The sequence below is a fragment of the Halomonas campaniensis genome, assembly GCF_014193375.1.
GTDB lineage: Bacteria > Pseudomonadota > Gammaproteobacteria > Pseudomonadales > Halomonadaceae > Halomonas > Halomonas campaniensis.
In genome coordinates, this window is record NZ_JACHZF010000019.1 from 19,745 (window position 1) to 32,078 (window position 12,334).

Sequence of the window (12,334 nt, forward strand, 5' to 3'; positions counted from 1 at the left end):
ATGAGCTTGAACCCGAGAGATATCGTGGTGGTCGACGGCGTGCGGACCGCCATGGCCAAGGCCAAGAACGGCGCCTTCCGCCACGTGCGCGCCGAGAACCTGTCCGCCGCGGTGATGGAGGCGCTGCTCGAGCGCTCGCCCGGCGTCGACCCCGGCGAGATCGATGACATCCTCTGGGGCTGCGTCAACCAGACCCTGGAGCAGGGCATGAACATCGCCCGCAATGCGGCGATCCTGACCCGCATTCCGCGCAGCGTGCCGGCCCAGACGGTCAACCGCCTGTGCGGCTCCTCCATGAGTGCCCTGCATACCGCCGCGGCCAACATCAAGGCCGGCATGGGCGACGTCTACCTGGTGGGCGGCGTGGAGCACATGGAGCACGTCGCCATGACCCACGGCGTCGACGTCAACCCGGCGGCCAGCAAGCACGCCGCCAAGGCGGCGATGATGATGGGCCTCACCGCCGAACTGCTGGGCAAGATGCACGGCATCTCCCGGGAGGACCAGGACGCCTTCGGCGTGCGCTCCCACCAGCGCGCCCAGGCCGCCATGGAGAAGGGCTACTTCGACAACGAGATCATCGGGGTGGAGGGCCACGACCAGCGCGGCTTCAGGGTCCGGGTCCAGCGCGACGAGGTGATCCGCAGTGACGCCAGCCTGGAGAAGATGGCCGAGCTCAAGCCGGTGTTCGACCCGCGCGGCGGCACCGTTACCGCCGGCACTTCCTCCGCGCTCTCCGTGGGCGCCTCGGGGATGCTGGTGATGAGCTACGAGCGTGCCCAGGCGCTGGGCCTCGAGCCCATCGCCCGGGTGCTCTCCACCGGCGTGGCCGGCTGCGACGCCTCGATCATGGGCTATGGCCCGGTGCCGGCCTCCAGGAAGGCGCTCAAGGCCGCCGGCCTCACCGCCGACGACATCCAGACCGTCGAGCTCAACGAGGCCTTCGCCGCCCAGGGCCTGCCGGTGCTCAAGGACCTCGGCTTCCTGGAGGCCTTGGACGACAAGGTCAACCTCAATGGCGGCGCCATCGCCCTGGGCCACCCGCTGGGCTGCTCGGGGACCCGCATCTGCACCACCCTGCTCAACGTGATGCAGCAGCGGGACACCACCCTGGGGCTGGCTACCATGTGCATCGGCATGGGGCAGGGGGTGGCCACGGTGTTCGAGCGCCTGAAGTAGCCGAGCGCCGGCGGCACGCCGGCGCCCTCGACATCGCCCACACGCCGGCGGCACCCCTCGGGGTGCCGCCGGCGTCGTCGTCCTGGCGGGTCAACGGATCACTTCCGCGGTCATGGCGCCGTCGTCGAGCCAGCCCTGTTCGCGGTAGTAGCGCAGCGCCCCCTCGTGGAGCGGGGCGGTGAGCCCATCGCGGATCATCGCCTGCGGGGTGAGCATGCCGAAGGCGGGATGGTGGGCCTTGAAGCGCTGGAAGTTGTCGAAGACCCCGGCGACCAGCCGGTAGACCTGTTCCGGGTCGGTGTCGGCCGAGGCCACCAGGGTGGCCCGCACGCCAAAGGTCCTGACGGCCGGCTGGTCGGGGCCGTACAGGCCGCCGGCGATCCAGGCAGGGCTGAAGAACGGGTAGGCCTCGACCAGTCGGTCGATGGCGTCGCCTTCCACGTCGATCAGCTCGGCATTGCAGAGGCGAATGGCCTGGGCCACCGAGGCGTTGGGATGGCCCACGGTATAGACCATGGCGTCGATGTTGCCGTGGCAGAGTTCCATCGCCTGCTGGTCGGCGGGCAGGTCGTTGACCATGCGGAAGCTGCTGCGGCTCCAGCCCCGACTATCCATCAGGCGCAGCATGGTGCCGCGCTGCCCCGAACCGGGATTGCCGATGTTCACCGAGCGCTGCAGCAGGTCGTCGAAGGCGTGGATCCCGGCATCGCGACGCACCACCAGGGTGAAGGGTTCGCTGTGCAACGAGAACAGCGAGCGCAGGCCAGCATCCGGCCCGGCCGCACGGAAGGCCTCGCTGCCGTTGACGGCATAGAAGTGGATGTCCGACTGGGCCAACGCCACCTCCACGTCTCCCTGCCGCACGGCCCGCAGGTTCGCGCTGGAGCCGTCACTGGATTCGGCGGTGCAGGGAATGTCCACCACCCGGCAGATGGCGCGTCCGGCGAGGTGGTAGACGCCGGCCGGACTGGCCGTGGCGATGGTCAGGGCAGAGTCGGCTTGCGTCGATGACGGGGCCCAGAGGAACAGGCTGGTCAGGCCGATGGCCAGCAGCCCAGCAGATCGTTTCATGACTCACCTCGCGTTGCGTGAGTCGACCAGGGACGAGCATGACCAAGAGGGCCGGGCGGAAGCCGAAGGCGGGGTGACTTCTCTGCGTTGCTGGTCGACGGGCGGTATTGTTGTGTTGTTGTTGTGCTTGTCTTGTTATCGCTTGATCAGGCGATGCCGTTTTAGCAACGTCTTGATTATCCCTGCGTTGTCAGGAATCACTTGAGGTATAGCAGGTGGTGAAGAGTGGCAATGGCGTTTCAACGAAATTTTATCGCATAAGCTTAGATCGCGCTGTCCTCCAGCCCCGCGGCCACGGCCATGCCCAGCTCCTCCACCTGCTCGACGAAGGCCTCCTGCCACTCCCCGCGCAGCAGCAGCGGCGCCTGGACCCACCGCCAGCGCAGCCCGGTGACGATGCCCTCCACGGCCCGGCGGGTGCCGGTGCCGTCGTGGCCGGCGCGGATATAGAGCGCACAGGGCAGGCCCTGCTTCTCCTCGAGTACCGGATAGTAGGAACGATCGAAGAAGTCCTTCAGGGCGCCGCTCATGTATCCCAGGTTCTCGGTGGTGCCGAGCAGGATGGCGTCGCAGGCCTGCACGTCCTCGGGGCCGGCCTCGAGGGGGGCCTTGACCACCACCTCCACGCCCTCGATCTCGGGGTGGCGGGCGCCCCGCTCGGCGGCCTCGCGCAGCCTGAGCGTATTGGGAGAGGGGGCATGGGCCACGATCAGCAGACGCTTGTTCATGTTGACAGCTCCTGGGCATTTTCCGAGGCTGAGGTGGTTTGCACACGTTACCTATCGTTCAGGAGGATCCACGATGGCATTTGCCCTGTCGACCCTGCGGCTTACCAGCCCCGCCTTCGAGGATGGCGGTGCGATTCCCGCCCTCCACACCGGGGAGGGCGATGACCTCTCCCCGGCGCTGGCCTGGCAGGACGTACCTGAAGGGACCAAGAGCTTTGCGGTGATCTGCCACGACCCGGATGCGCCCCTGGTGCAGCACGGCGCCTACGGCTTCGTGCACTGGGTGCTCTACAACCTGCCGGCCTCCACCACCTCCCTGGAGGAGGCGACCCGCGCCGGCACCCGCGGCAAGAACGACTTCGGCAAGACGGGCTACGGCGGCCCCATGCCCCCCGAGGGACACGGCCTGCATCGCTACTACTTCTGGGTGCTGGCGCTGGACAAGGCCACCGGCCTGCCCGAGGGGCTCAAGCTTCGCGACCTGCTCACCCAGATCGAGCCCCACCTGCTGGGCATGAACCGCCTGGTGGGCACCTATCGGCGCGGATGACGACGGGACAGCACGTCGCATGCATGACTCCCCGCCACTCAGGGTCTACTACGATGGCATCTGCCCTGGCTGCCGGCGCGATCGCGCCCGCTACGAGCGCTGGGCGGGAGAGGCCGGCAAGCAGGTAGCATGGTGCGATGTGACCGAGCACCAGCAGGAGCTGCGCGACAAGGGTGTCGACCCTCGGGCCGCGCTGCTCTCCCTGCACGTGGAGGAGGAGGGCGGGCCCATCCGGGAAGGCATCGACGCCTATATCCTGCTGATGCGCCGGGTGCCTCGGCTCAGGCCCCTGGCCTGGCTGATCGGCCTGCCGGGGCTCAAGCCGGCGCTGCGCTGGCTCTATGATGGCTGGGTCAGGCGGCGCCTGGCCCGGGAAGGGCGCCTGCCGTGAGGCCCGGCTTCCTCACGCCTTGCCGTTGAGGGTGGCGATCAGCCGTCGTGGCCCGCCGTGGTCGCGGTGCTCCCCGATCCAGATCCCCTGCCAGGTGCCCAGTGCCAGGCGGCCATCGCGTACCGCCAGGGTCAGCTGGGTGCCCAGCAGGCTGGCGATGACGTGGGCCGGCATGTCGTCGGGCCCCTCCAGGGTATGGCGGAAATAGGGCAGGTCGCCCGGTACCAGCCGGCGCAGGAAGGCGTCCATGTCGTGGCGCACGTCGGGGTCGGCGTTCTCGTTGAGGGTCAGCGAGGCCGAGGTGTGCTGAAGCTGCAGGTGCAGGAGGCCCACCCGGCAGCGGGTGAGCTCCGGCACGGCCTCGACGACGCCCTCGGTGATCAGGTGGAAGCCCCGTGGCAGGGTGGGAAGTCGGATCTCGTGCTGGTGCCACATGCCAGCCTCCTAGTGTCGATCAGGGAAAAGACGGTTCAGGTTGCGGGCGCCTCGCCTCGGGCCTGGCGCTCCTGGGGCAGCAGGGCGGCATGGACCAGGGCATTCACCGGCGTTTCGACCCCGGCCTGCCGGCCCAGTCGCACCACGGCACCGTTCTGGGACTCCAGCTCGGAGGGCAGGCCCGCCATGATGTCGCGCTGCATGGAGGCGGTGCTCGCCTCGGGCAGGGCGTCGATGAAGCGCAGGGCGCGTGTCGCGGCGTCGCGGGGCAGGGCCACGCCAAGGGCCCGGGCCACTGCCTCGATCTCGGCCAGCAGCCGCTCGATCATCTCGCGGGTCTCGGGCAGCGTACGGGTAACGCCGATGGGGGCCCGGGTGATGCTGCCGATCCCGCTCATGGCGCAGATGAACAGGAACTTGCTCCACACCGCGACCTGGATGTCGTCGGGGATCTCGGCGGCGACGCCCCGGGCCGCGTCGAAGGCTTCATTGAGGCGCTCGGCGCGCTTGCTGCGGCGGTTGTCGCGCTCGCCGAAGCGCACGAAAGGATCCACGCCCGCGTGGCGGATATGCCCGGGGCCCTCCCGCCAGGCGAGGATGCCGCACAGCCCCTGGAGCACATGGGCCTGGCCGAGCACGGCGGCCAGCTCGTCGGCGGCCTCGACGCCGTTCTCCAGCGGTACCACAAAGGTATCCGGCCCGATCATCGGGCGGATCGCCCTGGCGGCCTCGGGCACCTGCCACGCCTTCACCGCCACCAGCACGCAATCCACGGCGCCCACCTCGGCGGGGTCGTCGGTGGCGCTCACCTCGGGCAGGTGGACATCGCCCGCGATGCTCGAGACCGTCAGGCCATCGCGGCGCATCGCCGCCAGGTGCTCGCCGCGGGCGATGAAGGTCACCGCGTGGCCGGCCTCGGCCAGCCGTGCCCCGAAGTAGCCGCCCACGCCGCCGCTGCCCATGATCGCGAAACGCATGCTCTCCCTCTCCTCGGTCGTCGGATGTCATTGAAGCCTACACCGGTCGGGGCGTGTCGGCATCGTCGGGGCATCCCGCCGGTGAGGTCGAGCCGCCATGACGGCCCCCCGGGGGGCTGATACGATGGCGCTAACCGAATCCCGCCTGGCCGGATACGCCGCGTTGCCGGGCCATGCCCCATGGAAACATGCCATGAAGAAGTCCCATCCCGAAGCGCTGCCGCTGGACGACACCCTGTCGCCGCTCTCCCTGAAGCGCGTGGGCATCGACACCTACCGCGAGAACGTCGCCTACCTGCACCGTGAGTGTGACCTCTACCGCGCCGAGGGCTTCCAGGCGCTCTCCAAGGTGGAGATCCGCGCCAACGGCCGGCGCATCCTGGCCAGCCTCAACGTGGTGGACGACACCAGCATCGTCGACTGTCAGCAGCTCGGCCTCTCCGAGGATGCCTACGCCTCCCTGGGGACGGAGGAGGGCCACCCGGTCAGCGTCTCCCAGGCGGAGCCGCCGGCCTCGATCCCGGCCCTGCACCGCAAGCTGGCCGGCGAGCGACTGTCCCGCGACGACTTCCGCGGCATCATTCGTGACATCGCCGAGCTGCGCTACTCCAAGATCGAGCTGACCGCCTTCGTGGTGGCCTGCGACCGTGGCGAGCTCGACCGCGAGGAGGTCTTCTACCTGAGCGATGCCATGGTCCGCGTCGGGCGGCGCCTCGACTGGCACGAACAGCCGGTGGTGGACAAGCACTGCATCGGCGGCATTCCCGGCAACCGGACCTCCATGCTGGTGGTGCCCATCGTCGCTGCCCACGGCCTGCTCTGCCCCAAGACCTCGTCGCGGGCCATCACCTCGCCCTCGGGCACCGCCGACACCATGGAGGTGCTGGCCGACGTCGACCTGCCCTTCGACGCCCTGGGCGAGATCGTGAGGACCCACCGCGGCTGCCTGGCCTGGGGCGGCACCAGCCAGCTCTCGCCGGCCGACGACGTGCTGATCTCGGTGGAGCGCCCGCTCTCCATCGACTCCCCGGGGCAGATGGTGGCCTCGATCCTCTCCAAGAAGGTGGCCGCCGGCTCCACCCACCTGCTGCTCGACATCCCCGTGGGGCCTCACGCCAAGGTGCGCTCCATGCCCGAGGCCCGCCAGCTGCGCAAGCTGTTCGAGTTCGTGGCCGGGCGCATGGGGCTGACCCTGGACGTGGTGATCACCGACGGCAGCCAGCCGGTGGGACGGGGGATCGGCCCGGTGCTGGAGGCCCGCGACGTGATGCAGGTGCTCTCCAACCACTCCGCGGCACCCATGGACCTGCGCCAGAAGGCGCTGCGCCTGGCGGGCCGCATGCTGGAGTTCGACCCCGACGTGCGCGGCGGCGACGGCTTCGGCATCGCCCGGGACATCCTCGATTCCGGCCGGGCCCTGGAGAAGATGCAGGCGATCATCGCCGCCCAGGGGGCGAAGCCCTTCGACCCCGATGCGCCTCCGCTGGCGGCCCACCATTTCGAGGTGGTGGCCCATGAGGCGGGGGTGGTCACCGGCATCGACAACCTCAAGCTGGCGCGCATCGCCCGCCTGGCCGGCGCCCCCAAGGCCGCCGGGGCCGGTGTCGACCTGCTGGCCCGCATCGGCGATCGCGTCGAGGCGGGCCAGCCGCTCTACCGGGTCCATGCGGCCTTTCGCAATGAACTGGCCTTCGCCCACCAGTCCAGCGAGCGGGACAGCGGCTTCAGCATCGGTCAGGCCGCGCAGATCACCCGCCTGAACGTGGAGTTCTGATGACCCCTGCACTGCTCCATTTCCCCGACGAGGCGGCACCGGCCCGGCGGCTCGCCGAGGCGGCGGGCATGGCCGCCCATGCCGTCGACCGCCACCGCTTCCCCGACGAGGAGCTCAAGCTCACCCTGCCCTTCGCCGAGGCAGCGGCCTTCCCCGAGACCCTGGTCATCTATCGCAGCCTCGACCGCCCCAACGACAAGCTGGTCGAGCTGCTGCTGCTGGCGCGCCACGCCCGCGGGCAGGGCGTCTCCCGGCTGGTGCTGGTGGCGCCGTATCTCGCCTACATGCGCCAGGACATCGCCTTCCACGCCGGCGAGGTGGTCAGCCAGGGCATCGTCGGTGGCTTCCTCGCCGAGCTGTTCGACGCGGTGATCACCGTGGACCCCCACCTGCATCGTATCGAGCGGCTCGAGCAGGCGATCCCCCTGGCACATGCCGTGGCGATCTCCGGTGCCCCGCGGCTGGCCGAGCTCATGGCCGGGAAGCGCCCCGGGGCGCTGCTGCTGGGGCCCGACGAGGAGGCGCGCCAGTGGGTCGCCCAGGCCGCCGAGGTCACCGGCCTCGACCATGATGTCTGTCGCAAGACCCGTCGCGGCGACCGGGACGTGACGGTCACCCTGCCCGAGATCGAGGTGGCGGGGCGGCGGGTGGTGCTGATGGATGACGTGGCGAGCTCCGGCCATACCGTGGCCCGCGCCGCCGAGGCGCTGCTGGGGGCCGGGGCGGCGTCCGTGGACGTGGCGCTGACCCATGCGCTGTTCGCCGGCGATGCCCTGGCGGTGATCCGGGAGGCCGGTGTCGGCGAGATCTGGAGCACCGACTGCATCGCCCACCACAGCAACGCCATCGCCATGGCGCCGGTGCTGGCCGAGGCGCTGGCCGCGCTGACATGACAACGGGGCGGGCCTCTCGGCTCGCCCCGTCGCGGTTTGCTTTCCCTTCGGCTTCGACACTAGGTGTTGTCGTGCTTCCCGGGCTTGTCCGCCCCCTGGTGGCCCAGCGCCCCGGCCTCGTCGAGGCGCGGGTGGTTGTCCTGAAACTCCCGGTGCGGGTCGGGCAGGGCGTCCAGCGCCTGGAGGGTGCGGGTGATGGCGTGGATCGCCGCCGTCACGTCCCGTGTGTTGCCGGTCTCGGAGATGGTGTGCATGTTGCGGATCGGGAAGCCGATGGAGGTGGCCACGCAGTCCACGGCGGCCAGCACCCCGGCCATGCCGTCGGTGCCGGTGTCGGCGCCGACGATGTCCCGCTGCATGGGGATGTCGTGCTCCCGGGCGGTGGTCTCGACAATCCGGTTGAGCTGCTCGCTGGCAATGGCCCCCACCGACAGGGTGAAGCCCTTGCCCATCTCCAGCGGCTGCATGCGGCGGTCGCCGATGCCCGGGGCGGCCACGTAGTCGTGGTTCACGTCCACGGCGATGATCGCATCGGGCCTGAGCTCCCCGGCCAGCACCCGGCTGCCGAAGCGGCCGATCTCCTCGTAGCTGGCGATGGCGAACAGCACCCGCACCTGCTCGGTGCCGCCCGCCTCGGCGATCAGCCGCGCCACCTCGGCGGTGACGAAGCAGCCCAGGCCGTTGTCCAGATAGGCGCCGTAGAAGGTGTCCGGGCTGAAGCCGTGGCGGATAGGGCGGTTGAAGAGGATCGAGTCGCCGGGGCGCACGCCCAGGTTCTCCACCTGCTGCTTCTTGTTCTCGCCATGGATCTGCAGGTCCAGGTAGAGCTGTTCCTTCTTGATGCCCTTGCTGCCATCGCGCTGGGCCGGGTCGGAGAAGTGGATGGCCCCCAGCGCCTCCACGGTGCCACCCTCGATGCGGCGGTAGCGGCCGGGTGCGGCCGGGTCCTCGCTGAACAGCGTGACCTCGTGGCCGATCAGCACGTTGGGCAGGAAGGAGTCACTGTTGATCCAGATCTTGCCGTCCTCGCCGATGGAGCGGACCTGCATGCGGATCTTGTCAGCGTGGCCGATCACCATCACCTTGAACAGGTCGTCGCGACCCGGGTGGGTGTCCAGCACCACCCCGGCATGGCCCTTGAACTGGCGAAGCTGCCAGCCAGTGGGGGCGAAGCTCTCGAAGTGGGGCTTGAGCACGCCGTAGGTCATGGCCGCCTCCAGGCCCACGGGGCTGGGGGCCGCGAGGATGCGTCGCATCAGCTCGAACTGGGGCTCGGGCATGGGGCTCGTCCAGGGAGTGTCGCTCATTGCGTTCTCTCTCGCTTCAGGGGGTGATCATCACCCCGGAGCTTACCATTCCGGGCGGCTGCGGTCTGTCCGAGGCGTCGTCGGGTGCCACTGCCGCCCTCGGCCAGGCTATGCTGAGCGCCATACCCTCAATCTCTGGGCCATGAGTAAAAGGAGAGCCAGGCATGTGGTCAAGGATGTCAGTGATGTTGCCCCTCGGGTTGGCGGTACTGCTGGTGGCAGGCTGCGCCGGCGCTCCGCCGTCGCCACCCGAGCCGGAACGGGAGGTCGCACCGCCCCCCGAGGGTGGCATGCCTGGCGCCGGGGCGGAGGAGGCGGCCTGGTTGCCGCCGCTGTTCGACGGCGTGGAGGACGAGGTGCACTACTACATCAGCCGGCTGCCGGACCGCGGTTTCGTCACTAGCTACGGGGGGGAGGAGCATCCGCGCCCCTGGTACATCGCGGCCGAGCGGCTGGGACGGATCGGCGAACCGGCCATTCCCCTGCTGGCCTCGCGCCTCGAGTCCCCGGACGAGTATGAGCTGATGCTGGTGCTCTACGCGCTGATGCTCGCCTCGCAGGATCCGTCGCTGGTGGCCGCCACCGGCGGTGACACCCTCGAGCTCGGTACCGTGCTGGACCCGCGGCACAATGCTGAGAACCTCGCCAGGGCCCGGGCCTGGTGGCAGCGCCATGGCTGGCGCTGGCCATCATCCAGGCGATGACGCCCCGGGGCGAGTGGTCACCCGTCCGTCCAGCATGGCGCTTCCCCGGCCTGCCGGAGGCGTGCCCCGTCATCCCCGGATCTCGGCGACGACCTCGCCGGTCTCCTCGCTCAGCCCCGTCTCCTGGAAACCGAGGCTGGCGTAGAACTCCCTGGCGACCTGGTTGGTTGGCACATAGCAGATCGCAATTCGCTCGAAGGGGCCCTGAGCCTGGATCTCCTCCAGCACGCACTGCATGGCCCGGTGCCCGATGCCTCGTCCCTGGTGATGTCGGTCGACCATGAGGCGGAAGATATTGTAGGCGGGTGGCCGGTCGTCGTGCTCGAAGGATTCATACATGAGGAAGCCGACCACTTCGCCATCGCAACAGATGGCGCGAGGTCGATAGGTCGGATGGAGGCTCGATTCGGCCAGGGAGTACATGTTGTCGGCGACATAGTCACGCTGCGATGTGGCGACCTCCAGCGCGATGACAGCCTCGAAGTTCTCGCGGGTGACCTCCTTCAGTGCCACGTCCATCGCATGCTCCTCTCTCTTCGGGGTATCGCCCGCCGGCGGGGGGGCGTCCACTCTCCGCGCCACCCATGGCCCCGGGTGCTCGGGGGCGAGATGACATCGCCACCGGGCCCCGCCGTGTTGCGCTGTCAGTATGGTGCATCCTGCGGACAGCGAGCGACGGTGTCGTCTCTTACGCGTCTCCGCACGACTGTGCCAAGCTGGAAGCAGGATGAAGGAGACGTCGAGGGGGCCATGAACGACAGTCGGCGTGAAGCGCTGGAGCGGGAGCATCGTCCGGAGGTGATCGAGCGGCGCCTGCGTGCTCCGTCACGGGGCCGGCACCTGCCCGATGCCATCCTCGGCGGTATCGACGGCTGCGTGACCACCTTTGCGGTGGTCTCCGGGGCCTTCGGGGCGGGCTTCTCGGCCACCGTCGCCCTGGTGCTGGGCCTCGCCAACCTGCTGGCCGATGGCTTCAGCATGGCGATCAGCAACTACGAGGCGACCCAGGCCCAGCGCGAGCATGTCGACGGGGTGCGACGCAGCGAGAACCACCATATCGACGTGGTCCCGGAGGGAGAGCGCGAGGAGATCCGCCAGATCTTCCAGCGCAAGGGGTTCACGGGCGAGACCCTTGAGCGGGTGGTGGACACCATCTGCAGCGACCGTGAGGTCTGGGTGGAGACCATGATCTCCGAGGAGCATGGCCTGCAGAGTGGGGGGCTGAGCCCGCTGCGCTCGGCGCTGGTCACCTTCGTCGCCTTCCTGGTGGTCGGCGCCATGCCGCTGCTGCCCTATGCGGTGCCGGGACTGGATACCACCCGGCAGTTCCTGGCGAGCCTGGCGGTGGCCGGGCTGATGTTCTTCCTCATCGGCATGGGCAAGAGCCTGGTCTACCACCAGCCGGTGCTGAAGTCGGGGCTGAGGACCCTGCTGATCGGCGGCGGCGCGGCGGGGCTGGCCTTCCTGACCGGCCACCTGGCACAGGCGATGTTCGGCGTGGGGATGTAGGTGTCGCCTTCTCCCCAGGCCAGGTTGAACGGCAGGGCCGCGCTGGCCACAGAAGCGTGGACCTCATCGCCGCCTCGCCCGAGCCGAGACACGAGGATATCGGCGGGCAGGGCGACGGCATGAAGAAAATCATGCTGGCCCCTGTCGAGTGGGCGGGGGCCGACTGGACTACCTTGATGATGAGGCTGGCCCGCCAGAGGCACGATGGTCGGGAATTGTCGGTCCTGGCATCCCGGTTTTTCCATGAGCCTCGCCATTCGCTAACGCCATTCGAGGAGCCCTCATCATGGCCAAGAAAGCTTCCAAGGACACCGAGGAGGTTCCGGTCTCGGCAGGCAAGTCTGCCCCCCAGGCCGAATCCCGGGCGATGAGCCCGTTCCGGGAGTTTGATCGACTGCTCGAAACCTTCTTCGATCGTGGCGGTATGCCGTCGCGCTGGGAGCATCCCCTCTGGCAGCGCTTTGCCGCCTTCGAGAAGGGCATGCCGAAGGTCGATGTCATCGACCGCGACGCCGAGGTGGTGGTGCGCGCCGAGGTCCCGGGCTTCGAGCGCGAGGAGCTCGATGTCTCGGTGACCGATGGCGCGGTGACCATCAAGGGCGACCACCGCGAGGAGAGCAGGGAGGAGGAGGGCGAGTACTACCATTCCGAGATCTCCCGCGGCTCCTTCACCCGGACGGTGGCACTGCCCGGTGAGATTGATGCCGACAAGGCGGCGGCCACCTTCAGGAACGGGGTCCTCGAGCTGACCCTGCCGAAGCACAAGAAGGCCAACCGTCGCAGGGTCGAGGTCAAGTAACTATCCGGAACGACTGG

14 protein-coding genes are annotated in these 12,334 nt (G+C 69.0%); 8 read left to right on the forward strand and 6 right to left on the reverse strand.

What is annotated here, in order from left to right; all coding sequences use genetic code 11:
• On the forward strand, nucleotides 1-1,179 hold the full coding sequence (gene fadA / locus BDK63_RS13200) for an acetyl-CoA C-acyltransferase FadA (protein WP_183332719.1): 1,179 nt from the start codon (nucleotides 1-3) through the stop codon (nucleotides 1,177-1,179).
• A 90-nt stretch (nucleotides 1,180-1,269) separates the two neighbouring features.
• Here fadA and BDK63_RS13205 read toward each other — a convergent pair whose 3' ends face one another.
• Nucleotides 1,270-2,250, reverse strand: a complete 981-nt coding sequence (locus tag BDK63_RS13205; RefSeq protein ID WP_183332721.1) for a TAXI family TRAP transporter solute-binding subunit — start codon at nucleotides 2,248-2,250, stop codon at nucleotides 1,270-1,272.
• A gap of 263 nt (nucleotides 2,251-2,513) precedes the next feature.
• On the reverse strand, nucleotides 2,514-2,978 hold the full coding sequence (locus BDK63_RS13210; RefSeq protein ID WP_183332723.1) for a flavodoxin family protein: 465 nt from the start codon (nucleotides 2,976-2,978) through the stop codon (nucleotides 2,514-2,516).
• Between the two features lie 73 nt (nucleotides 2,979-3,051).
• On the opposite strand from BDK63_RS13210, the gene BDK63_RS13215 reads away from it, so the two are divergent.
• Nucleotides 3,052-3,528: a YbhB/YbcL family Raf kinase inhibitor-like protein gene (locus BDK63_RS13215; protein WP_183332725.1), complete on the forward strand. Its 477-nt coding sequence runs from the start codon at nucleotides 3,052-3,054 to the stop codon at nucleotides 3,526-3,528.
• Between the two features lie 19 nt (nucleotides 3,529-3,547).
• On the forward strand, nucleotides 3,548-3,919 hold the full coding sequence (locus tag BDK63_RS13220; protein ID WP_183332727.1) for a thiol-disulfide oxidoreductase DCC family protein: 372 nt from the start codon (nucleotides 3,548-3,550) through the stop codon (nucleotides 3,917-3,919).
• 12 nt (nucleotides 3,920-3,931) lie between these two features.
• Here the strand turns inward: BDK63_RS13220 and BDK63_RS13225 are convergent, their stop codons facing one another.
• A complete protein-coding gene (locus tag BDK63_RS13225) occupies nucleotides 3,932-4,354 on the reverse strand; it encodes a secondary thiamine-phosphate synthase enzyme YjbQ (RefSeq protein WP_183332729.1) in 423 nt (140 codons plus the stop codon).
• Nucleotides 4,355-4,389: 35 nt separating this feature from the next.
• The gene (locus BDK63_RS13230) at nucleotides 4,390-5,331 is read right to left on the reverse strand and encodes a 2-dehydropantoate 2-reductase (protein ID WP_183332731.1); all 942 of its coding nucleotides are present in this window, start codon (nucleotides 5,329-5,331) and stop codon (nucleotides 4,390-4,392) included.
• Between the two features lie 193 nt (nucleotides 5,332-5,524).
• Here BDK63_RS13230 and BDK63_RS13235 point away from each other — a divergent pair, with 193 nt between their 5' ends.
• Together BDK63_RS13235 and BDK63_RS13240 are read left to right on the forward strand one after the other, a co-directional pair.
• Entirely contained in the window at nucleotides 5,525-7,105 is a 1,581-nt protein-coding gene (locus BDK63_RS13235) for a thymidine phosphorylase family protein (RefSeq protein WP_183332733.1), read from the forward strand.
• Nucleotides 7,105-7,998 (forward strand): ribose-phosphate diphosphokinase, encoded by an 894-nt coding sequence (locus tag BDK63_RS13240; protein WP_183332736.1) that lies wholly within the window; start codon nucleotides 7,105-7,107, stop codon nucleotides 7,996-7,998. Before BDK63_RS13235 ends, BDK63_RS13240 begins: the two co-directional genes overlap by 1 nt.
• A gap of 59 nt (nucleotides 7,999-8,057) precedes the next feature.
• On the opposite strand, the gene BDK63_RS13245 is transcribed toward BDK63_RS13240, so the two are convergent.
• Nucleotides 8,058-9,305, reverse strand: coding sequence for a M20/M25/M40 family metallo-hydrolase (locus BDK63_RS13245; RefSeq protein WP_183332738.1), 1,248 nt, complete (start codon nucleotides 9,303-9,305; stop codon nucleotides 8,058-8,060).
• Between the two features lie 185 nt (nucleotides 9,306-9,490).
• On the opposite strand from BDK63_RS13245, the gene BDK63_RS13250 reads away from it, so the two are divergent.
• Nucleotides 9,491-10,009 (forward strand): hypothetical protein, encoded by a 519-nt coding sequence (locus tag BDK63_RS13250; protein ID WP_246386118.1) that lies wholly within the window; start codon nucleotides 9,491-9,493, stop codon nucleotides 10,007-10,009.
• A 69-nt stretch (nucleotides 10,010-10,078) separates the two neighbouring features.
• On the opposite strand, the gene BDK63_RS13255 is transcribed toward BDK63_RS13250, so the two are convergent.
• A complete protein-coding gene (locus BDK63_RS13255) occupies nucleotides 10,079-10,528 on the reverse strand; it encodes a GNAT family N-acetyltransferase (RefSeq protein WP_183332742.1) in 450 nt (149 codons plus the stop codon).
• A gap of 231 nt (nucleotides 10,529-10,759) precedes the next feature.
• Between BDK63_RS13255 and BDK63_RS13260 the strand changes: the two genes are divergently transcribed.
• Both BDK63_RS13260 and BDK63_RS13265 read left to right on the forward strand, forming a co-directional pair.
• Nucleotides 10,760-11,518 carry a VIT1/CCC1 transporter family protein gene (locus BDK63_RS13260; protein WP_183332744.1) on the forward strand — a complete coding sequence of 253 codons (759 nt, stop codon included), beginning with the start codon at nucleotides 10,760-10,762 and terminating at the stop codon, nucleotides 11,516-11,518.
• Nucleotides 11,519-11,804: 286 nt separating this feature from the next.
• Nucleotides 11,805-12,317: an Hsp20/alpha crystallin family protein gene (locus BDK63_RS13265; RefSeq protein ID WP_183332746.1), complete on the forward strand. Its 513-nt coding sequence runs from the start codon at nucleotides 11,805-11,807 to the stop codon at nucleotides 12,315-12,317.
• Nucleotides 12,318-12,334: the final 17 nt, after the last annotated feature.